The 19,448-nt window shown below is 71.4% G+C and carries 22 protein-coding genes and 2 pseudogenes; 14 read left to right on the forward strand and 10 right to left on the reverse strand.

Annotation, left to right across the window (positions count from 1 at the left end):
* Together VIU94_RS08420 and VIU94_RS08425 are read left to right on the forward strand one after the other, a co-directional pair.
* Positions 1-702: SDR family oxidoreductase (locus VIU94_RS08420; protein WP_331909200.1), on the forward strand; the 702-nt coding region annotated here is incomplete at its 5' end.
* Between the two features lie 131 nt (positions 703-833).
* The gene (locus VIU94_RS08425; protein WP_331909202.1) at positions 834-1,481 is read left to right on the forward strand and encodes a class I SAM-dependent methyltransferase; all 648 of its coding nucleotides are present in this window, start codon (positions 834-836) and stop codon (positions 1,479-1,481) included.
* 24 nt (positions 1,482-1,505) lie between these two features.
* On the opposite strand, the gene VIU94_RS08430 is transcribed toward VIU94_RS08425, so the two are convergent.
* Positions 1,506-2,594 carry a magnesium and cobalt transport protein CorA gene (locus tag VIU94_RS08430; protein ID WP_331909204.1) on the reverse strand — a complete coding sequence of 363 codons (1,089 nt, stop codon included), beginning with the start codon at positions 2,592-2,594 and terminating at the stop codon, positions 1,506-1,508.
* A gap of 86 nt (positions 2,595-2,680) precedes the next feature.
* On the opposite strand from VIU94_RS08430, the gene VIU94_RS08435 reads away from it, so the two are divergent.
* The 4 genes from VIU94_RS08435 to VIU94_RS08450 all read left to right on the forward strand — a co-directional run bounded on the left by VIU94_RS08435 (position 2,681) and on the right by VIU94_RS08450 (position 6,434).
* The gene (locus VIU94_RS08435; protein ID WP_331909206.1) at positions 2,681-3,271 is read left to right on the forward strand and encodes a TetR/AcrR family transcriptional regulator; all 591 of its coding nucleotides are present in this window, start codon (positions 2,681-2,683) and stop codon (positions 3,269-3,271) included.
* Complete coding sequence (locus tag VIU94_RS08440; protein WP_331909208.1) at positions 3,268-4,656, forward strand: MFS transporter; 1,389 nt, start codon at positions 3,268-3,270, stop codon at positions 4,654-4,656. The genes VIU94_RS08435 and VIU94_RS08440 overlap by 4 nt, the downstream gene beginning before the upstream one ends.
* Positions 4,657-4,681: 25 nt before the next feature.
* The gene (locus VIU94_RS08445; protein ID WP_331909210.1) at positions 4,682-5,503 is read left to right on the forward strand and encodes an alpha/beta fold hydrolase; all 822 of its coding nucleotides are present in this window, start codon (positions 4,682-4,684) and stop codon (positions 5,501-5,503) included.
* Between the two features lie 340 nt (positions 5,504-5,843).
* Positions 5,844-6,434: an ATP-binding protein gene (locus VIU94_RS08450; protein WP_331909212.1), complete on the forward strand. Its 591-nt coding sequence runs from the start codon at positions 5,844-5,846 to the stop codon at positions 6,432-6,434.
* A 485-nt stretch (positions 6,435-6,919) separates the two neighbouring features.
* Here VIU94_RS08450 and VIU94_RS08455 read toward each other — a convergent pair whose 3' ends face one another.
* Both VIU94_RS08455 and VIU94_RS08460 read right to left on the reverse strand, forming a co-directional pair.
* On the reverse strand, positions 6,920-7,519 hold the full coding sequence (locus tag VIU94_RS08455) for a cysteine hydrolase family protein (RefSeq protein ID WP_331909214.1): 600 nt from the start codon (positions 7,517-7,519) through the stop codon (positions 6,920-6,922).
* Positions 7,520-7,636: 117 nt separating this feature from the next.
* A complete protein-coding gene (locus tag VIU94_RS08460) occupies positions 7,637-8,881 on the reverse strand; it encodes an MFS transporter (protein WP_331909216.1) in 1,245 nt (414 codons plus the stop codon).
* Between the two features lie 140 nt (positions 8,882-9,021).
* On the opposite strand from VIU94_RS08460, the gene VIU94_RS08465 reads away from it, so the two are divergent.
* Positions 9,022-9,957, forward strand: coding sequence for a LysR family transcriptional regulator (locus VIU94_RS08465; RefSeq protein ID WP_331909218.1), 936 nt, complete (start codon positions 9,022-9,024; stop codon positions 9,955-9,957).
* A gap of 133 nt (positions 9,958-10,090) precedes the next feature.
* Positions 10,091-10,215, forward strand: a pseudogene (locus tag VIU94_RS44640) (site-specific integrase); the annotation flags it as partial.
* Between the two features lie 24 nt (positions 10,216-10,239).
* Here VIU94_RS44640 and VIU94_RS08470 read toward each other — a convergent pair.
* The gene (locus tag VIU94_RS08470; protein ID WP_331909220.1) at positions 10,240-11,175 is read right to left on the reverse strand and encodes a MerR family transcriptional regulator; all 936 of its coding nucleotides are present in this window, start codon (positions 11,173-11,175) and stop codon (positions 10,240-10,242) included.
* Positions 11,176-11,304: 129 nt separating this feature from the next.
* On the opposite strand from VIU94_RS08470, the gene VIU94_RS08475 reads away from it, so the two are divergent.
* Positions 11,305-12,531 carry a serine hydrolase domain-containing protein gene (locus VIU94_RS08475; RefSeq protein WP_331909222.1) on the forward strand — a complete coding sequence of 409 codons (1,227 nt, stop codon included), beginning with the start codon at positions 11,305-11,307 and terminating at the stop codon, positions 12,529-12,531.
* A gap of 178 nt (positions 12,532-12,709) precedes the next feature.
* Here VIU94_RS08475 and VIU94_RS08480 read toward each other — a convergent pair whose 3' ends face one another.
* Positions 12,710-13,654: a LysR family transcriptional regulator gene (locus VIU94_RS08480; protein ID WP_331909224.1), complete on the reverse strand. Its 945-nt coding sequence runs from the start codon at positions 13,652-13,654 to the stop codon at positions 12,710-12,712.
* 124 nt (positions 13,655-13,778) lie between these two features.
* On the opposite strand from VIU94_RS08480, the gene VIU94_RS08485 reads away from it, so the two are divergent.
* The 4 genes and pseudogenes from VIU94_RS08485 to VIU94_RS08500 all read left to right on the forward strand — a co-directional run bounded on the left by VIU94_RS08485 (position 13,779) and on the right by VIU94_RS08500 (position 16,748).
* Complete coding sequence (locus VIU94_RS08485; RefSeq protein WP_331909225.1) at positions 13,779-14,591, forward strand: inositol monophosphatase family protein; 813 nt, start codon at positions 13,779-13,781, stop codon at positions 14,589-14,591.
* A gap of 50 nt (positions 14,592-14,641) precedes the next feature.
* The gene (locus VIU94_RS08490; protein WP_414720910.1) at positions 14,642-15,286 is read left to right on the forward strand and encodes an NADPH-dependent F420 reductase; all 645 of its coding nucleotides are present in this window, start codon (positions 14,642-14,644) and stop codon (positions 15,284-15,286) included.
* 132 nt (positions 15,287-15,418) lie between these two features.
* Positions 15,419-15,592 (forward strand): annotated as a pseudogene (locus VIU94_RS08495) (recombinase family protein); the annotation flags it as partial.
* A gap of 388 nt (positions 15,593-15,980) precedes the next feature.
* The gene (locus VIU94_RS08500; RefSeq protein WP_331909227.1) at positions 15,981-16,748 is read left to right on the forward strand and encodes a metallophosphoesterase; all 768 of its coding nucleotides are present in this window, start codon (positions 15,981-15,983) and stop codon (positions 16,746-16,748) included.
* A gap of 35 nt (positions 16,749-16,783) precedes the next feature.
* Here VIU94_RS08500 and VIU94_RS08505 read toward each other — a convergent pair whose 3' ends face one another.
* Complete coding sequence (locus tag VIU94_RS08505; RefSeq protein ID WP_331909229.1) at positions 16,784-17,368, reverse strand: nucleosidase; 585 nt, start codon at positions 17,366-17,368, stop codon at positions 16,784-16,786.
* Between the two features lie 211 nt (positions 17,369-17,579).
* On the opposite strand from VIU94_RS08505, the gene VIU94_RS08510 reads away from it, so the two are divergent.
* Positions 17,580-17,804, forward strand: a complete 225-nt coding sequence (locus tag VIU94_RS08510; protein ID WP_331909231.1) for a hypothetical protein — start codon at positions 17,580-17,582, stop codon at positions 17,802-17,804.
* 13 nt (positions 17,805-17,817) lie between these two features.
* Here VIU94_RS08510 and VIU94_RS08515 read toward each other — a convergent pair whose 3' ends face one another.
* The 4 genes from VIU94_RS08515 to VIU94_RS08530 all read right to left on the reverse strand — a co-directional run bounded on the left by VIU94_RS08515 (position 17,818) and on the right by VIU94_RS08530 (position 19,431).
* Positions 17,818-18,258: an OsmC family protein gene (locus tag VIU94_RS08515; protein ID WP_331909233.1), complete on the reverse strand. Its 441-nt coding sequence runs from the start codon at positions 18,256-18,258 to the stop codon at positions 17,818-17,820.
* An 88-nt stretch (positions 18,259-18,346) separates the two neighbouring features.
* Positions 18,347-18,679, reverse strand: a complete 333-nt coding sequence (locus VIU94_RS08520; RefSeq protein WP_331909235.1) for a TcmI family type II polyketide cyclase — start codon at positions 18,677-18,679, stop codon at positions 18,347-18,349.
* Positions 18,680-18,683: 4 nt separating this feature from the next.
* A complete protein-coding gene (locus VIU94_RS08525) occupies positions 18,684-19,169 on the reverse strand; it encodes an SRPBCC family protein (RefSeq protein WP_331909237.1) in 486 nt (161 codons plus the stop codon).
* Position 19,170: 1 nt separating this feature from the next.
* The gene (locus tag VIU94_RS08530) at positions 19,171-19,431 is read right to left on the reverse strand and encodes a phosphopantetheine-binding protein (RefSeq protein ID WP_331909239.1); all 261 of its coding nucleotides are present in this window, start codon (positions 19,429-19,431) and stop codon (positions 19,171-19,173) included.
* Between the last annotated feature and the right edge of the window lie 17 nt (positions 19,432-19,448).

The following is a 19,448-nucleotide window of genomic DNA, read 5'->3' on the forward strand; positions in this document are numbered from 1 at the left end:
GCCGGGGTCCGGGTGGTCGCGGCGGCCCGCACCGTCACGCCCGCGCTGAAGGAGACCGGCGCGATCGGCGTCTCCGTCGACCTCGCCACGCCCGAGGGCCCCGCCGAGCTCGTCGCCCGCGCCGTCGGCGAACTCGGCGGCCTCGACATCCTGGTGAACAACGTGGGCGGCGGCGACGGCGGCGAGGGTCAGACCGGCGGCTTCCTCGCCGTCAGCGACCGTCAGTGGCACGACGCGTTCGAGCTGAACTTCTTCGCGGCGGTCCGCACCACCCGGGCGGCCCTGCCGCACCTCGTGGACGGCGGCGGCGCGGTGGTCGACATCTCGTCCAACGGCGCCCGGATGCCGCACGCCGGGCCCGTCGCGTACACCACCGCCAAGGCGGCGCTGACCGCCTTCGGCAAGGCCCTGGCCGAGGAGTTCGGCCCCCGCGGCGTCCGCGTGAACACCGTCTCTCCGGGCCCGGTCCGCACCGACCTGTGGGAGAGCCCCGACGGCTACGGCGCGGAACTGGCCAAGGCGATGGGCGTCGAGCACCAGCAGCTGCTCGGCGGACTGCCCGCCGCCGTCGGCATGGTGACGGGCCGACTCGTCGAACCCGAGGAGGTCGCCACGCTGGTCGCCTACCTGGCCTCGCCGCTCGCCGCGAGCGTCACCGGCGCGGACCACGTCGTCGACGGCGGCTCGATCAAGACGGTGTGACGCCGGTGGGCGGGTGCGAGTCGTCGACGGTGTGAGGCCGGTGGGCGGGTGCGAGTCGTCGACGGTGTGAGGCCGGTGGGCGGGTGCGGTCGTCGACGGTTGAGGTCGCCGGGCCGGTACGGTCGTCGACCATGACCGAGCCTCACTTCCTGATCGCCACCCGCACGTCGTACGACGCCGTCGCCACCGCCTACGCCGAGCGCTTCGCCGGAGTGCATGACACCCAGCCCCTCGCCCTGGCGATGCTCGACGCCTTCGCCACCCTCGTCCGCACGGCCGGCGGCGGCCCGGTGGTCGAGGTGGGTTCCGGGCCGGGGGAGGTGACCGCACGCCTGCACGCCCAGGGCCTCGACGTGCACGGGATCGACCTCTCCTCGGCGATGGTCGCCCTGGCCCGCCGCGACCACCCGCAGGTGCGGTTCGAGGAAGGCAGCATGACCGCCCTCGACCTGGGCGACGAGGCCCTCGTCGGCCTCGTCGCCTGGTACTCGCTGATCCACATCGCCCCGGAGGCCGTCCCGGCGACGCTCGCCGAGTTCCACCGGGTGCTGGCCCCCGGCGGACTGCTGCTCCTCGCGTTCCAGGTCGGCGACGAACCCCTGAGCTTCACCGAGGCGTTCGGCCACGCGGTGTCGCTCGACTTCCACCGGCTGCGGCCGGAGCGGATCGAGCGGCTGCTGCGGGACGCGGGCTTCACGGTCCAGGCGCGGATGGAACGCGAGGCGGGGGACGGGGAGTCGACGCCGCAGGCGTATGTGCTGGCGAGGAAGGAGCGCTAGCGCCGTCGGGGCCTTGGCCTGGGCCTAGAGCCAGCCGTTGCGGCGGAAGCTGCGGTGGATCACGAAGCACGCCAGGGCCATCGAGGCGAGGGCGGCGGGATAGCCGTACTCCCAGCGCAGCTCCGGCATGTGGTCGAAGTTCATCCCGTACACGCCGCAGACCATCGTCGGCACCGCGATGATCGCCGCCCAGGCGGTGATCTTCCGCATGTCCTCGTTCTGCGCGAGCGTCACCTGCGCGAGATGCGCCTGGAGGATCGAGTCGAGCAGTGCGTCGCACGCGGCTATCTGCTCCGTCACCCGGGTCAGGTGCCCGGCGACGTCCCGGAAGTACGGCAGGAGCTCGGCGTCGATCGGGGCGGGCGGGCCGGCGACCAGCTGCTGGAGCGGGCGGTCCAGCGGGGCGACTGCCCGCTTCAGCTCCATCAGCTCGCGCTTGAGCTGGTAGATGTGCCCGGCGTCGGCCCGCCCCGCGTCCTCGCTGAACACCTGCGTCTCGACGACGTCCAGGTCGTTCTGCATCGCGTCGGTCACGGCGAGGTAGTCGTCCACCGCCCGGTCCGTCACCGCGTGCAGCACCGCGCCCGGCCCCTTGGCCAGCTGGTCCGGCACGGACTCCAGGGCCTCGCGCAGCGGTCCGAGCGAGCCGTGCCGGCCGCGGCTGACGGTCAGGACGAAGTCCGGGCCCGCGAAGACCAACAGCTCGCCGGTGTCCACCACCTCGCTGGTTGCGGTGAGCTCCGCGTGCTCGACGTAGCGGCAGGTCTTGAGGACGGCGAGGAGCGTGTCGTCGTACCGCTCGAAGCGCGGCCGCTGGTGGGGGTGCAGGGCGTGCTCCGAGGCCAGCGGATGGAGTGCGAAGAGCTCCGTCATGCCGGTGACCTCGTCGTCCGTCGGCTCGTGCAGGCCGACCCAGACGAAGCCGGCGCCCGCCTTGCGGACCCGCGCCACCGCCTCCTCCGCCGGGTACGCGCCCGGCTGGCGGACGCCGTTCTCGTAGATCACGCAGTTGACGACCGAACTGCCCAGCGGGGAACGGGCGGGATGGCTCAGGTCCACGGTCCGGCGGTAGGCACGGCGCATCAGGCGCCGGAGATTGCGGATCACGGACACGTGTCTTGCTCCTTCGTTCGACCGGCGGTCAGTTTGCCATCCATGGCGCGTAGACAGTGTCTACGCCCTTCTGGTAGACAGGGACCATGATCGAAGAACAGGAGGCCGGGCTGCGCGCCCGGCTGGTGGCGGCAGGCGTCGAACTCGTCACACGGGAGGGCGCGCAGGCCCTGTCGCTGCGCGAGATCGCCCGCCGCGCGGGCGTCTCGCACGGCGCGCCGCGACGCCACTTCCCGACCCATCTGTCCCTGCTGTCCGCCATCGCGGCGGAGGGCTTCGCCTCGCTGGGCGCCCGGCTGGCGGCGGCGGGGGATGCCGGGGCGACGCCGCGGGCGCGGCTGGCCGCCCTGGGGCGGGCCTACCTGGACTTCGCCTTCGCCGAGCGCGGCATGTACGAGCTGATGTTCCGCCACGACCTTCTGGAGAGCGGGCAGCAGGGCGGCCTGCGCGCGACCAGCCTGCCGCTGTTCGAGGAGTTCGTGACGCTCGTCGACCGGGCCGGGCCCAAGGCGGACGCCCCGCCCGCCGTCGTCGCGGGCGCACTCTGGGCCAACCTGCACGGCATCGCCCAGCTCTGGGGCTGGGGCAGCCTCCGCCTGGCGACGGGCGCGGACGACGTCGAGCCGCTCCTGCACGCCGCCTTGGACGCGCATCTCGGGGCGGAGGAGGGCCGATGAACGCAGTGTCCGATGACCGGGCGCCCTCGGACGCCCGGCCCGGTCCGGCCCCGCTACCCGGCGCGGTCCGCCATCGTAGGTTCACCTTGGTCGGCAGCGTCGTCGGGGCTGTGCTCGTCGCGCTCGACGGGACCCTGCTCACCGTTGCCCAGCCCACGCTCCAGCGGGACCTGGACGCGTCGTTCGCGCAGGTCCAGTGGACCAGCACCGGGTACCTCATCGCCGTGGCGAGCCTGCTCGTACTCGCCGGGCGGCTCGGGGACCGGTACGGGCACCGCCGGATGTTCGGCCTCGGAACGCTCGGCTTCGCCGCCGCGTCCGCGGGGATCGCGCTCGCGCCGGACATCGGCTGGGTCGTCGGACTGCGGGTCGCCCAGGGCGTGTTCGGGGCGCTGCTCCAGCCCGCCACCCTCGGGATGCTGCGCGCCGCCTACCCGCCGGACCGGCTCGGCATGCCGCTGGCCCTGCGCACGAGCGCCATCGGCGTCGCGGCTGCCGCCGGGCCGCTGGTCGGCGGTGTGCTCGTCGCGCACCTCGGCTGGCGCTCGGTCTTCCTGCTCACCGTCGTCCCCGCCCTCGCGATCGCCGTGCCCGCACTCGTCGTCCGGGATCCCGAGCCGGCTCGCGAGTCCGAGGCGCCGCCCTCCCTCGACCTGCCCGGAGCCGCACTCCTCGCCGCCGCCCTCGCCTGCTTCGTGCACGCCCTCGTCACGCTGCCGGACTCCGTCCTCGGGCTCCTCGCGGCCGCCGCCTTCGGCGCGGCATTCGTCCTGCGCGAGCGGCGCACCTCGTGCCCGCTGGTACCGCCCCGTGTGCTCCGCCCCGCCGCCGTCCGCGGCGCGCTCGGCGCGCTGGTCGCCGCCTCCGCGGCGCTGTTCGGCACCCTCTTCGTGTGCACGTACTTCCTCCAGGACGTACTGGCCCTCGACCCGCTGGCCACCGGGCTGACCGTCCTGCCGGTCGCCGTCACGATGGTCCTGGCCGCGCCCCTCGCAGCCGTTCTGGCGCGCCGCTGCGGCCCGCGCCGTACGACCGTCGGGGCGGCGCTGTTGCTCACCCTCGGTGTCCTGCTGCTGTCCCGGCTCGATCCGGACACCGGCCGCGTGGCCGTCGGCGGCGCGTCTCTGCTCGTCGGCGCCGGTTTCGGGGCCGTCATGGTCACCGCGACGACGGTCGTGGTGCGCCACGCCTCGGTGGCCGACGGGGGCGTCGCCGGCGGGCTCCAGCAGACGGCCATGAACGTCGGTCCCGTGCTCGGCGTCGCCGTCGCGACCACCCTGCTCGCCCGCGGGGACTTCGTGGAGGCGACCGGCCCCGCCCTGACCGCTCTCGCGGCCGTCGCGGCGGCCGGTGCGCTGCTCGCGACCAGGCTTCCCAGCAAGTGACCAGCAGCGGCGCGGCCGACATAGGGTGGCCGAGATCGAGTACGACGACCTGACGAGGGGGTTCGCGGTGCGGGAGCTGCAACTGGCCAAGACGCGGGCGTACATCCGCTGGATCGACCTGCCCGGCGACGACCCCGGCGCGCCGGTGCGCGTGTACCTGCACGGCCTGGGCTGCACCGCGTCCTCCGACTTCGCCCACGTCGTCGCGCGGCCCGGTCTGCGCGGTGCCCGTTCGCTGCTGGTCGACCTGCTGGGCTACGGACTCAGCGACCGCCCGCGCGACTTCGGCTACCGCATGGAGGAGCAGGCCGAGGTGGTCGCGGAGCTTCTCGACCGCGAGGGGATCCGGGGCGTGGACCTCGTCGGCCACTCGATGGGCGGCGCGGTCGCGATCCAACTCGCCGCCGCCCGCCCGGACCTGGTCGCCCGCCTCGTGGTCGCCGAGCCGAACCTGTACCCGGGCGGCGGGGCGTTCAGCACCCCGGTGGCGGAGCAGTCCGAGGCGGAGTTCGTCCGCGAGGGCCACGCCCGCATGCTCGCCGAGCAGGCCCCGGACTACGCGGCCCGGGTGCGGCTCGCCGACCCGGTCGCGCTGCACCGCAGCGCCGTCGCGCTGGTCGAGGGAACCGCGCCGTCCGGCGGCGAGCTGCTGACGCGGCTCGACCGGCCGCGCGCGTTCCTGGTCGGCGAGCGCAGCCGCCCGGACGCGGAGGCGGACGGCATGGAGGCGGCGGGTGTCCCGGTCTTCGAGGTACCGGACGCCGGGCACAACATGCTGATCGAGAACCCGAACGGCTTCGCCGAGGCACTGTCCCGCGCCCTCGCCGGCGCGCAACCGGCCGCCTGACCCCCTGCGCGACGCGGCCCCGCCGCACGGAGGGGATTGGTGCGACGGGGCCTGCACTGCTGCTGCCCGCAGGCTCCGCCGCTATGCCCGGATTGGGACGCTATGCGAGGTCGAGCGAACGCGGCTGCGCCGACGGTACGCGCCCATATGCCGGGGCCGTGCACTGGTGTGCGCGGCCCCGCCACGTTCACAGATCTCGGCGAGAGCGCCGAGCCCGGCCCTGACGATCACTGCTGAGCGGTTCGTTCCAGCAGCCTGAACGGGAGCCCCAGCGGATACTTGTCGGATGGATGGATCAAGGGCTTCTTGGGTCAACACCACGCACGATTGGGCCGACATCGTGGACGCGGACCATCTCGGTCGGATCCGCCAGGGATTCGCGGAGTTCGCTCCGGGCGGGCCGGAGCACCTCGTTCTTGAGATCCTTGCTTACGCCGCTGACGAGGCAGCGAGCCGGGGCGGCGGACGGTGTGTGGTCACGCTGCATACCGACGGCTCGGTGTCGGTGAAGGATGACGGCCGGGGCACCGACACTCGGGTCGACGAGCATGGCCGGGCGGTGAAGAAGCCGGTCATGGCTACGAAGGATCTTCGGTTCTTCGACCTCCCGGAGGCGGAGCGGCTTCCGGACGGACATCCGCGTCGCGGCATGTCCGTCGTCGCAGCGCTCAGCGAGTGGCTGATTCATACCAACCGCCGCCTCAACGGATCCTGGAGCCAGCGTTATGAGCACGGCCTCCCGGTGACCGATCTGCAGCCCGTCGAAGCTGACGGGACCACGGGGACCTGCGTCCGCTTCCTGCCGGACGAAACCCTGCGTTCGCGGTGGTCGTTGACCGCGGGTGATCTGGCGCAGTGGTCCGAGCACTGGCCCCACCTGACTGTCCGCCTCGACGATCAGCGCGACGGCGAGGACCAGTCACGTCGGTGACCACGGGGCGGCACGACCGCGCTCTGCCGGGGAGAACGGCCCGGTCGGATCCCGATCCTGCGGGCCTGGTGCTCGACCTCGGTGACCTGGAGGCGGCAGGAGTCGGAGCCAGTCTGCTCAGGGTGCACTTGAAGTTGAGCCGGACCCGCGCACGGAATTCGTCCAGAAATGAACATGCTGGGCCGGTACTCCTTCCAGCTCCTCGACCTGCCCGGCGGCCTGCCTCCGCTGCGCGACCCGGACGCGGCCGAAGAGGCGTGAACCCGGTGGGGGCGGAAGTCACCGCCGGGGCTATCCCGGCGGTGACGTTTGCACTGGTCACCGGCTCGTAGGGTGCCGGGAACCGTAACGCAACCTGAGGTCGCGGGGGCGGGTGCGGTAGGCGGCGGTGAGCTCCGGGCTGCTGCTGGGTCGGCACTGGGGGTGTGGGCGGCCGACACCGGGTGGGTGCGGCGGCCGTGGGTGGGATCGGCTCCTGGTTCGAGTCAGTCAGCCCGGAGCAGCATGTGCAGCTCGGTGGTGTCGATGATGTGGGCCCGTGAGCGGAAGACATGGTGGAGCAGGACGTTCTGGACTTCGGTGTCTGGGTCGGCGACGCCGTCGGACAGGACGTAGAGCTGGTAGTCGCGGTCGGCCGCGTCGACGACGGTGGACAGGACGGCGCCGCTGGTGCTGATGCCGGAGACGACCAGTGTGGTGATGCCGCGCTCGCGTAGCTGCTGGTCGAGGTCGGTGGTGGACATGCTGCCGTAGCGGATCTTGCGCACGACGATGTCGCCGTCCTGGGGAGCCAGGCGCTCGTGGATGGCAGCGGCAGGGTCCTCGTGATGCATGACGCGGTGTTGGGCCAGCGGGGCGAAGGACTTGTTGGAGGCCGGGATCGCGGCCCAGTCGGCATCGGTGAAGCCGACGCGTACGTAGGCGATGGTGCCGCCGCTTGCGCGAACGTCGGCGATGGCCCCTTCCACGCGACCGAGCAGGGCGTTGCGGTCCTCGCCTTCGGGCACAAAGGCCAGGATCGCGGGCTGGTAGTCCATGACGAGAAGCGCTGTGCGGGTGGGGTCAAGCGCGGGGGCAGTGCTCACGCGAGTGTTCTCCTTAACGGGTGGTGTGCCAGGTCGACTTAACGGGTGGTGTGCCAGGTCGACGCGGACGCGCACCGGCGGACCGGCTGCGGCCTGCGGGTGGCAAGTTGTGGTGCCTCATCGGTGGCTGCGGGACAGTTCCGGCTCGTGCTGCGACGTCTGGTCCTGTCGGGGAAGCAGGAGTGGTGTGGTCAGGATGAGCAGTCCTGCGATCGTGAGAGCGGTGCGTGGGCTGGTGACGTCGGCGAGCAGCCCGGCGAGTGCGGTGAGGACGGCGATGGATGCCTGTTGGCCGATCGACCAGGCCGACAGGGTGCGGGCCACGAGATGCTTGGGGGTGTGTTCGAGCCGGTAGGTGGCGAGCACCGGGCTGTACAGGCTCATGTTGATGATGATTGCCAGCTCGACGGCCATCACGGTGACGAGACCGACGACGCCGGGACGGACAAAGGCCAGGCCGATCAGCCAGATGGCACGCAGGGTGCCGACGGTCCGGAAGACCCAGTGCCGGCCGTAGCGGTCCACGACACGGCGGGCCAGCCGGGAGCCGATGAGGCCGCCGAGGCAGGGAGCGGCGAAGGCGAGGGCGTACTGCCAGGGTGGGAACCCGAGCTGACGAAGCAGGAGCACGGCCAGCAGCGGCTCGGTGGCCATGATCAGACCGGCGACGAGCATTTGGTTGAGGTAGAGCGGCCGCAGACCGGGGTGGCCCATGATGTGCCGCCAGCCGTCGAGCAGTGCGCCCGCCCGGAGCGGGCTCTTGTCGGTCGTTCGCGGCGCTTCTTCCTGGCCGCGGATCGCGGTGATGCCCAGCGCGGAGAGCAGGTAGCTGAGCGCGTCGGCCACCACGGTGGTGACCGGCCCGAACAGGCCGATCACCGCCCCGCCGAGCGGTGGTCCGACCGCGATGGAGCTCCAGTTCGTGGACTCGAACCGCGCGTTGGCGACGAGAAGGTCGTCCGGCCGCACGAGGGCCTTGAGGTAGGCGCCGCCGGCCGCGTTGAAGGCGATCTTGGCTGCGGCGACCACGGCCGAGACCACGAGCAGCTGCACGAAACTCAGCCGACCGAAGGCGTAGGCGACAGGGATCGTCGCCATGGCCGCAAACCGGGCCAGGTCCATCATGATCATGACCGGGCGCTTGCGCCGGAACTCCACCCACGGCGCGAGCGGCACCGCGATCAGCGCGCCCACCACAGGCCCTACCGCGGACAGCGCGGACACCTCAGCAGGGCCGGCATGCAACACCAGTACAGCGATCAGCGGCAACGCCCCGAATCCCAGCCCGGACCCGTACGCGCTCACCGCATATGACGCCCACAGCCAGCCGAACTGCCGGCCTAACCGTCTCCTGCCCACCATGCTCAACGCACTCCCCTTGAAGTCCCATCCGAACAAAATGACGTTGACCGATGAGAGGTAAGCGGGCAGGACAACAGCAGGTCAAACAACTGACCTGCCAGCGATCCACAACCACCAGTTGTTCACTAAGGTGGGTCGGCGTGGACCTCGAAGCAGTACGTACCTTTGTCGCCGTCGCGGAAGCGGGCCAGTTCCAGAAAGCCGCCACCGACCTGTCGATCACCCAGCAGGCCGTCTCCAAACGCATCGCCACACTGGAGCGCGACCTCGGTGTGCGGTTGTTCATCCGCGCCCCACGCGGCGCCGAGCTCACCATCGATGGGCAGGCGTTCCTGCCCCACGCACGCGAGCTGCTGCGCGTCGCCGAGCGCGCGGGTGCGTCCGTGCGCCCGGGCCACCGTCCGCTGCGCGTCGACGTGATCGCCTCGCGCAGCGCGCAGTCGAGCCTGATGCGCGGCTTCCATCGTGCACACCCCGAGATCGACCTCGACGTGATGATGCTGTTCGACATCGAGACGGCCGTCACAGCGATTCGCTCCGGTGCGATCGACGCGTCCTTCCGCGCCGTCGCCGCGCCCGGCCGGCCCCTTCCCGGGGACATCGCGTCCGTCCGGGTGCTCGACGAGCCGCTCCAACTCCTCACCGGCCCCGCCCACGCACTGGCGGGCGCCCGGTCGGTGACCGTCGCCCAGCTCACCGGGCACCGGATCTGGATGCCCGGCATCGCCCCCGGTACCGAGTGGGGCGCCTACTACGACGACCTCGTCGCCGAGTTCAGCCTCACCATCGAAGTGACCGGCCCCAACTTCGGCTCCGACGCACTCCTCGACACCATCGCCGACACCCCGGCCCTGGCCACCTTCATGGGCGAACACACCCGCCTCATCTGGCCCACCGACCACGGCCTGCGCCGTATCCCGGTGACCGACCCGACACCCGTCTACCCGCACTCGCTCCTCTGGCACCGAGACAACCCCCACCCAGCGCTGGCCACCCTCCGCACCCACCTCGCCGCCACGACGGCCGGCCGAGACGCCGCCGGGACCTGGGCGCCGGGCTGGGTGATTCCTCGCTGAACGGCTCCCCGCCCGTGCGGCCGGCCCCGCCCTGCGCAGCCGGTCAACGGCGGGCGTCGCCGGGGGCGAGCAGGCTGGTCAGCTCGGAGATCGCCTCCGGGGAGGGCTTGAACGTCTGACCCATCGTGGTGAGGGCAGGGCGAGTCTGCTCATGCTGATGGCGAAGTCCCGGCACAAGAAGGGGAGAACGTACGGAAGTACTTCCACCCTTCCCCGGAAGCGATCCTCGAAGTCACCGGCCTGCTCGCGCTGGGCTGAGGCGGAGGACCGGTACGGCGGCCGTCACTGACTCGGAACGGCGATGCCGGCTGCGCGCAGCTTCGCCTCGACCAGCGTATTCAACCGGGCGATGGACGGTGACTGGTCCTCCCGGTGGTGGTTGACCATTCCGTACCGGGAGGCGGCGTCGGACTGGTTCCGAAACCCGGTCGGCATCGCCAGCAGCGCGCGGTTGGTCAGCAGCTTGTCGGCCATTGTGGACGCCAGCTCCTCGATCCGCGGGTCGTCCGGATCCCAGGCCCTCGCATCCCAACCGCGCTTGGTCAGCTCGACGGACTCGGGATCGTCGAGCGAATGTTCAAGCCGGGTCAGGAAGCTGTCGAAGATCTCCGGGACCAGCGCCCGGGCCAGCACCAGAGCCTCCCGTTGACCGGTCACGTAGTCGGGACTGAAGCCGAGTTCGGCGAGTCGGTCCAAGACCGCGCAGGCCCGGTCGGGCAGCAGGGCCCGGTCGCCATGGTCGAGACGGTGCAGCCTGTCGCGGCGCGCGATCAGGTCTTCGATCCGTTCGGTGAGCTGGTGATGGACGTTGTCCAGGGTGGCGGCGAACGTCTTGGGATCGGCGTCGAGCAGGTCACCGATCTCGGCCAGCGGCACGCCGGCCGCGGCCAGGGTCCGGACCTGGACCAGCCGGAACAGCTCGCCCGATCGGTAACGGCGGTAGCCGGAACCGTCGCGATCCGGCTCGGCGACCAGGCCGAGCCGGTGATAGTGCCGCACGGTCTTGATCGTGACACCGACGAACGCCGCCGCCTGACCGATCGTGAGCCCGTCTGCCATCGGGTCGGCGCACCTCCAGATCGTGGGCGGCTGCGGTCTCGCGAACCGCGTCGGCCGGGAAGTCCGGACGATCACAGGAGCGAGGGTAGCGCGCACCAGTTCTAGCCCATCCCCCTGCCGCCGACGAGGACCGGGACGCCTGCGATCGGTGCCGGTCACCCCTTAGTCGCGATAGCGGGTTGACCTTGACCTTGGGTCAAGGGTGGAGGCTCTTCACATGGCCGCTCGAAGGGCCAGGCAGCCACCAGGGCCGCCGTGGGAACCAACACTGTGAACAGGAGAATCATCATGGGAACAAGCAACAGCGGCTTCTCCGACGCAGGGTTGCGCCGACTGCGCGGGGTGCTGGCACGGCATGTCGAGTCCAAGAAGATTCCCGGCCTTGTCGCCCTGGTCAGCCGCGGCGGCCAGACGCACGTCGAAGCGATCGGGACGATGCGTCATGACGGTGGCTCGCCGATGCGCCGGGACACGATCTTCCGGATGGCGTCCACGTCCAAACCGGTCACGATGGCGGCGGCGATGATCCTGCTCGACGAGTGTCGGCTGCGGCTGGACGACCCGGTGGATCAGTGGCTGCCCGAACTTGCCGACCGCCGGGTGTTGAAGAGGCCCGACGGACCGCTGGACGACACCGTGGCGGCGCAGCGGCCGATCACCGTACGGGACCTGCTGACCTCCACGTTCGGGCTCGGAGTGGACTTCGAGTGGATGGCTTCCCCGATCAGGGCCGCGACCTTCGAGCGTCTCGACTACAGCGTGGCATCCGGGCCGGCGCCGGCGCCGGACGAGTGGATGCGCCGCCTCGGCGAGCTGCCGCTGCAGTACCAGCCCGGAGTGCGGTGGCAGTACGACCTCAGCAACGAGGTGGTCGGTGTGCTTGTCTCCAGGGTCACGGGACAGTCGTTGGAGACGTTCCTGCGCGAACGCATCCTCGATCCGCTGGGGATGAAGGACACCGCCTTCCACGTGCCCGCCGACAAGATCGACCGACTGCCGCCCCTGTACGGGCCCGACCCGCAGACCGGCGAGTTCGTCGTGTGGGACGAGGCGGCAGGGGGGAGGTCCAGCGTGCCTCCCGCGTTCCAGGGCGCCGGCGGCGGGCTGGTCTCCACCGCCGACGACTACCACGCCTACTTCCAGATGCTGCTGAACCACGGGATGCACGGGAGCGAACGGATCTTGTCCCGGGCCGCCGTCGAGCTGATGACCACCAACCGTCTCTCGCCCGAGCAACTAGTCGCCCGGGACGCCATGTTCAGCAACGTCGCCCACCTGTCGTCCGGCCAGGGGTCGAGCGCCGGCTGGGGCTTCGGGATGGCGGTGCGCACACATCGCGGCGACTACGCGCCCATCGGCCAGTTCGGCTGGTTCGGCGGCACCGGCACCACCGCCTACGCAGACAGGACCAACCAGCTCACCGGAGTCCTGCTCACCCAGGTCGGACTGTCCACCCCGGATTCGCCGCGTGCCATGAACGACTTCTGGACCACGCTCTACCAGGCCATCGACTGACAACGAGCTCGACCGTTGCTTTGCGGGTGGGGTCAGAGACAAGAGCCCGGGGCCGGCGCCGGGCGCCCGGAGCGTACGGGCCCGTCAGGGGCCAGGTGGGAGTCGCAACCTCGCACGAACAGGTGATGCTCACGAGAACGGGAGTCAGCTGCCGCAGCCCTTTCCCCGGGCGTATCCGTCACTGCCCGGTCCGGTTGGTGAGGGGCTGTTGAGAGGCGGTCGTTGGTGTGAACAGTGCCTGGACGGTTTCGGTGGCCAGGTCTCGCAGCCAGGTGTGGGCGCGGTCGTTGTCGTAGCGCTGGTGCCACAGCAAGTACAGGGGTACGTCGGGTAGCGGGAGTGGCGGCGGCAGCGTGGCCAGGCCGAGTTGTTCCCGGGCGGTGCGGGTGACCGCGTCGGGGAGGGTGACGACCAGGTCGGTGTCGAGAGCGAGTTGCAGGGCGAATGCGGCGGTGGGTCCGGCGGCGACGACGCGTCGTTCGAGGCCGCGTGCGGTCAGGGCGTCGTCGATGGGGTCGCGCAGGTTTCCGCGACGCGAGACGGTGAGGTGTTCGGCGGCTGCGTAGCGCTCGAGGCTCAGCGGGCCTTCGGTGAGCGGGTGGCCTGGGCGGACGGCGACGATCAGCCGGTCCCTGCCGACGATGCGGTGGCGGATGTCGGGGAGCGTCGGAGCGCTGGAGCTTGATTCGAGGTCGACCTCACCTCGGCGCAGTTCGGCGTCGTCCGTCCCGGGTTCGGCGGACAGGCGGAGCCGGACGCCGGGGGCCTGATGGTGGACGGTCGTGGTCAAGGCGGTGCCGCAAGCGGCGGTCAGGGCGTCGTGCCAGCGCACGGTGAACACCCGATCCAGAGTCGCCAGGTCGAGTTCCTGCTGCGCGGACAGAAGTTGGTGGGCCTGCTGCACGAGGGTGTGGACCTGGGCGCGCATGGCCAGCGCGCGGGTGGTGGGGACCATGCTGCGGCCGGTGCGGACCAGGATCTGGTCACCGGTGGCCTTGCGGATGCGGCCCAGGGAGCGGCTCATCGCCGGTGAGGTGACGTGGAGGCGTGCTGCGGCGCCGGCGACACTGCCCTCTTCCAGCAGGGCGTCCAGGGCGGTGAGCAGGTTCAGATCCAATTGCATGGCAGTAACTCTACAAGTGACAAGCATGCACTTGTTGTTAATGGTTAGGCGGCCTACCTTCGAAGTGCGGGGGCGAGACAACCGCCCCGCTTCGACAGATTCGACAGACCCCAGGGAGCCCACCATGAGCACAGCCATGCCTTTCGACGCCGGTACGACGCTGCTGTCCGACGTGACCGCCGCGGTGAAGGTCGCTGGCGTCACGCTGCGCGACCGCTACACCTCGCACGCCCGGGGCGTGAGTCTGGACGAGGTCGTCGGCGAGATCCACGCCAACGACGACGCCGTACTGGACGTGCTGCGGGAGCCGCTGCTGCGGGCCCGGCCGGGGTCGCAGTGGGCCGAGGACGAGCTGGCCGGCGGCGCGCTCCCGCCGGGGGAGTGGTGGGTCGTCGACCCCGCCGAGGGCAACATCAACCACGTTCACGGCATGGACGACTGGTCCGTCACCGCAACCCTGGTCCGCGACAACCAGCCGGTACTCACCGTCGTCCACCTGCCGCTGACCGGCGGCACCTACACCGCCGTCGCCGGCGGCGGCGCCCACCTCAACGACCGACCCCTGAAGGTGTCCGCCAAGACCGACCTGGGCGCCGCGCTCATCGGCACCGGCCAGGCCAAGCCCGGCGAGGACGAGCGCACCTTCCGGCGGATCGGTGACTCCGTCACCGCCATGCTCATCAACGGCCTCGTCGTGCGCGTGTCCGTTCCCGCGACGATGCAACTCATCCACGTCGCCGCCGGACGCATGGACGCGTTCTGGCAGTTCTCCGACGTCCGCTCCGGCCTGGTCGCCGGCGCCCTGCTGGTCTCCGAAGCCGGAGGCACCGTCACCGACCTGACGGGCGAACCCTGGAACACCGGCAGCCGAGACTTCCTGGCCGCCGCCCCCGGCATCCACGGCACCGCCCTCAAGGTCCTCTCTCCGATCGCCTGACCGGACGTCTTCGCTCTTCCCCACCCCGATACCGCAAGGAGCGTCACCGTATGACCAACATCGGCATCCTGGGCGCCGGCCGCGTCGGCACCAACCTCGCCGGCAAGCTCTCCGCAGCCGGACACCATGTCACCATCGGTGGCCGCAGCCCCGAAGACACCGCCGCCCGCACCATGGAGCTCGCCCCGCAGATCGCCTTCGCCGACCAGCGCACCACCGCCCGCACCACGGACATCGTGATCAACGCGACGCCCGGCGACAGCTCCCTGGAGCGCCTCACCGACCTGCGCACCGAGCTCTCCGGAAAGATCCTCATCGACGTCTCCAACGCCACCCGCGACGCTGGCGACGGCCTGCCCGGCGACCTGTGCTATCCCGGCAGCAGCCTCGCCGAGAAGCTCCAGGCCGCGCTCCCCGACACCCATGTCGTCAAGACCCTCAACACCATGCTTTTCATGGTCATGACCGCTCCCGAGACCCTGGCCACCCCACCGACCGCCTATCTCTCGGGCGACGACGAACAGGCGAAGAGGACCGTCACCGGCCTGCTCGGCGACCTGGGCTGGCAGCCCGAACGGATCGAGGACCTAGGCGACATCACCACGGCCCGCGCCACCGAGGCCATGATCCTGGTCGTGCCCCACATCCTGCGCCGACACGGCTTCAAGCCCTTCGCCGTCTCCGTCGCCGGCTGACCCCCACCAAGACCGGGTTCAGGCCAAACCAGGTAGCGGGCTCGTGCGAGGGAGCTGGGCGCCGACACGGACAACGCCCGCTGGGCTGCAAGTGACGCCTTCGCCAAGGCGTTGAACGTGCCGACCCTTGCCGTGCGTAAGCCCGGCTCGGTCTGGACCGAGCTGCCCAGGCCCGCAGGTGCCGGCACCGAGCCGGTCGGTCACGTACGCCTCGGGTACGCCCGTACGTCCACGGTCCGCCAGTCCCTGAACTCCCAGCTCGACTCGCTGACCCAGGCGGGCGTGACCCGGATCTTCTCCGAGAAGATCTCCACCCGCGCCACCCAGCGGCCCGAGCTGGACAAGGCCGTTCAAGCTGGCCGGCGGACTGCGCGCCCCCGGTGTCCGCGTCACCCTAGTCGGCCACGAACACAAGCGACTCGGCCGCGGCATCGAACTGGCGACGCTGGCCGAAGAACTGAAGGCCAGCGACGTCGGCCTGGAGTTCCTGACCGGGGAACTGAAGGGCTCGCACGACCCCTCGGGCGTGGTGTTCACCGTGCTGGCTGCGTCGAGGGGCGAACGGCGCGCGGGACAGCCCGGCCTCCGCCGCGAGTAGGGGCCACCGACCGGGAACTGGCCCTTACCATCCGCCCGTTGACGATCGTACGGTCGGGTGGCCCGACCCGCAGGCGCCGAACGAGGAACGTGATCCGTGATCGTCATCGCCCATGTCAGCGACATCCACGTCGACGAAGAGCAGCGCAGCATCGCCCGCACTCGGGCGGTCATGGAGTATCTGGAGGGTGTCCCGTACGACCTGGACGCCGTGCTGGTCACCGGCGACATCGCCGACCACGCGCTCCCGGCCGAGTACGACATCGTCCGTGAACTGCTGCTCTCCCGGCATCCGGTGCTGGTCTGCCCGGGGAACCACGACGATCGCGGAGCCCTCCGGCGCGCGCTGCTCGGGGCCGAGGAGGAGGCCGGTCGGCCGGACGCGCCAGTGAACCAGGTGCACCGCGGGGACGGTTTCGTCGTCGCGCTGTGCGACTCGTCCGTGCCGGGGAAGGACGAGGGGTTCCTGGAGGACGAGACGCTGGAGTGGCTCGACGACGTGCTGACCGGCACGCCCCGTGACGTGCCCGTCCTGGTGGGCTTCCACCACCCGCCGGTGCCGCTGAACACGCCGTACGTGGACGAGATCCGGCAGTTCGGCGAGGAGCGCCTCGCGGCTCTGGCGAGCCGCCACCCGCACCTGACCGCCTTCCTCGCCGGACACGCCCACACCGCGGCCGCCACGACCTTCGCCGGGCGTCCTCTGCTGGTCGCGCCCGGCGTCGTCTCCGCGCTCCGGCTGCCCTGGGAGCAGCCCGGCCGGTCGGTGCCGCACATCCACCTGGACCTGCCGCCCGCCCTCGCGTTCCACGTGCTCGACGACCAGGGCCGGCTGACCACCCACTTCCGCACGGTTCCCGTCTGACCGGCCGTTCGCGGGCCCGGGCGGTGACTCAGGACTCAGGAGTGGTGCGGGACGTGGCGGGCCGCCCAGTCGGCGAGCGCGCGGGCGCAGTCGGCGACGGACTCGCGCCAGCTGCGCGCCGCGCCCTCGCCGGCCTCGTCGCTGACGTGCTTGACGATCCGCAGCGGGACGCCGGCGAGATGGGCCGCCGTCGCCAGGGCGTAGCCCTCCATGTCGACCAGCGCCGCACGCTCCGCGAGGCGGGCTCGCGCGGACTCATCCGAGATGAACGCGTCGCCGGTCGCCAGCGTCGGGCCGTCCGCGTCCGGCAGTGACAGGGGCGCGCCGTACATCTCGCCGGTGAGCGTCGCCAGCAGCTCGCCGTCGAGGTCGTGCTGGATCACGGTCCCGACGACGTGCGTCCCCGTCCAGCCGGGGCGCAGCGCCCCGGCCGTGCCCAGGTTCACGATCCCGGAGGGCAGCGGGTCCCGGCCGAGGACGGTGGCCAGGGCGGTCGCCGCGTTGACCTTGCCCATGCCGGTCAGCAGGACGGGCAGCGTCGTGTCGAGGAACTGCGCCTCCTCCTTGACGGCCAGCACGAGCAACGGACGGTCGGCGGTGATCTGCCCCATGAGTTCCATGGCCCCCACGCTAACGCTGCCGGGCCGTGTCGCGAAGCGGGGGCCCGGGGGAGGCGGGGCCCCCGGCTCAGCGGGCATCATGGACGCCATGACCTCCGCCCGCTTCCCCAGCCCCGAGTGGATCACCGTCGCCGCGTACGAGAACCTCCCCGGCTGCCCTGCGCCTCTCGCCGCCCTCCGCGCTTGACTGCGTGAGCGCGGCATCGACTGGATGCCGTTCCGCGCCGACGACGTCGGCTTCGACCTGGCCTGCGCCCCCGGGCCCGACGGACACTGGCGCGGCTGGTACGACGTCCACGTGCGCGCCGAGGCGCTCCGGCCCTTGGGCCTGCATCCCGAGCAGCTGACCTCACGACCCGCGGGAACCTCGCCGCCCCGCTGGTGGCACGCGGCGACCGAACGGAACGCCGGGGGGATCTGGCCGGTGGACGCGTGACGCCCCGCCGTCCTCAGCCACCCTCGAAGCCGGTCGTGCCGTCCGGCAGGATCGCCTGCACCGCCGCGCCGTGCTCCACCGTGCGGCTGACCGTGCAGTACCGCTCGTGCGTCAGCCGCACCCCGCGGGCGAACTTCTCCGCGGCCTGCTCGTCGCCCGCCGGCAACTCCATCTCGTAGCTGACCCTGATCCGACCCACCCGGCCCTCGTCCTCGGGCCCCGACATCGACTCGACCACGATTCGCAGACCGTCGTGTTCGACGGTGCGGGCGGTCCGGTCCACCACCAGGCCGCCGCAGCCGCCCATCGCCGCCAGCAGCAGCTCCACCGGCGTGAAGGACGGCTGCGCGCCCTCGTCGTCCGCGGCCGCGATCCGGACCTCCGCACCCCGGTCGTTGCGGGCGGTCCATCGCCGGAAGCCGTCGCGTACGGTCTCGATGCGGTAGTCGTCCATGGTGCGGGGCTCCTCGGGGGTCGTGTCCGGCGTGCCTGCCCAAGGAACCCCACGTCTTCCGCCCGCACCAAGCGGGCGCGCCGGTCGCTCAGACGCCCGGGCCGGCCTCCCAGCGGTAGAACTCCTCCGCCATCGCGTCCTTCGGGCCCCGCCAGGTCTCCGGGTCGTACGCCCGGACGTACGGGGCCAGCTGCGCGCTCACCTCCCGGAACGCCGGATGCCGTACATGACGGGCCACCTCCGGGGCGATCGGATGGTTCCCCTCGACGAGATGCAGGTACAGACCGCCGAAGCGGAACAGGCTGCGCCCCGTGACACCGATCAGGCCCGGCAGCTCGCCCCGGTCCGACTCGGCGAAGACGTCCGCGATCCGCTCACAGCTCTGGCCGTTCAACCGCGCGACGATGAGCGTCCGATGCACCCCGTCACCCCCTGTCCTCGTCCGCCGGGCCGACGGACCCCGCCGCCAGCGCCTCCACCTTGTCCCGGATCAGCCCCATCTGAATGAGCGAGTTGCGGTTGATCCGCTCCGTCATCGCCGCGTCGTCGACCGGGGCGGTCGGCTTCATCGCGAAGTCCTGGATCCAGCGCATCCGCGTCCGGCCGTCCGGCGTCGGTGCGTACTCCCAGCGGATGCTCATGTGTGCGAACGGCCCGGTCTCCACCCGGTGCGCCGTCACCACGCCCGCCCGCCGGTCGCAGGTCCGCCGCGACACCCAGCTCCACGCCACGCCGTTCTCGTCGGGGTGCATCGTCAGCCGGAAGGTCACGCTGTCGCCGTCCCGTTCGAGCACGTCCACCGCCGCGTACTCGCTGAACAGCTTCGGCCAGCTCTCCACGTCGTTGGTCAGGTCCCAGGTCAGATCCGGCGGGGCCGCGATGACGATCTCGTTGTCCGTGTGTCCCGCCATGTCAGCCCTCCGTCCTCAGGCTCGCGCCCACCACCGCGACGAACTCCCGCGGGGTGCGCGACGCCAGCGCCCCGCCGTCCAGCTCGACGCCGTACATGTGCTCCAGCTCGGCGACCAGCCCGAGCAGGCCCAGCGAGTCGAGCCCGTACTGCGCGAACTCCGTGTCGGGCGCGTCCTCCAGGACCGCCGGGTCGACCGGCACGCCGGCCTTCGACCGCATCAGCCCGGCCAGCTCCGCATAGCCGAAACTCGTGTTCCCCATGCTTCCTCGCTCTCTGC

It is taken from the genome of Streptomyces sp. (genome assembly GCF_036566765.1).
Classification (GTDB): Bacteria; Actinomycetota; Actinomycetes; order Streptomycetales; family Streptomycetaceae; genus Streptomyces.

What these genes read in the sequence shown, in the direction of transcription:
- VIU94_RS08475 (WP_331909222.1), top strand. Translation starts at nt 11,305, where the DNA reads ATGGGAACAAGCAACAGCGGCTTCTCCGACGCAGGGTTGCGCCGACTG.
- VIU94_RS08490 (WP_414720910.1), top strand. Translation starts at nt 14,642, where the DNA reads ATGACCAACATCGGCATCCTGGGCGCCGGCCGCGTCGGCACCAACCTC.
- VIU94_RS08525 (WP_331909237.1), bottom strand. Translation starts at nt 19,169, where the DNA reads ATGGCGGGACACACGGACAACGAGATCGTCATCGCGGCCCCGCCGGAT.
- VIU94_RS08530 (WP_331909239.1), bottom strand. Translation starts at nt 19,431, where the DNA reads ATGGGGAACACGAGTTTCGGCTATGCGGAGCTGGCCGGGCTGATGCGG.
- VIU94_RS08460 (WP_331909216.1), bottom strand. Translation starts at nt 8,881, where the DNA reads ATGGTGGGCAGGAGACGGTTAGGCCGGCAGTTCGGCTGGCTGTGGGCG.
- VIU94_RS08505 (WP_331909229.1), bottom strand. Translation starts at nt 17,368, where the DNA reads ATGGAACTCATGGGGCAGATCACCGCCGACCGTCCGTTGCTCGTGCTG.
- VIU94_RS08425 (WP_331909202.1), top strand. Translation starts at nt 834, where the DNA reads ATGACCGAGCCTCACTTCCTGATCGCCACCCGCACGTCGTACGACGCC.
- VIU94_RS08435 (WP_331909206.1), top strand. Translation starts at nt 2,681, where the DNA reads ATGATCGAAGAACAGGAGGCCGGGCTGCGCGCCCGGCTGGTGGCGGCA.
- VIU94_RS08515 (WP_331909233.1), bottom strand. Translation starts at nt 18,258, where the DNA reads ATGGACGACTACCGCATCGAGACCGTACGCGACGGCTTCCGGCGATGG.
- VIU94_RS08480 (WP_331909224.1), bottom strand. Translation starts at nt 13,654, where the DNA reads ATGCAATTGGATCTGAACCTGCTCACCGCCCTGGACGCCCTGCTGGAA.
- VIU94_RS08510 (WP_331909231.1), top strand. Translation starts at nt 17,580, where the DNA reads ATGCCGTTCCGCGCCGACGACGTCGGCTTCGACCTGGCCTGCGCCCCC.
- VIU94_RS08440 (WP_331909208.1), top strand. Translation starts at nt 3,268, where the DNA reads ATGAACGCAGTGTCCGATGACCGGGCGCCCTCGGACGCCCGGCCCGGT.
- VIU94_RS08485 (WP_331909225.1), top strand. Translation starts at nt 13,779, where the DNA reads ATGAGCACAGCCATGCCTTTCGACGCCGGTACGACGCTGCTGTCCGAC.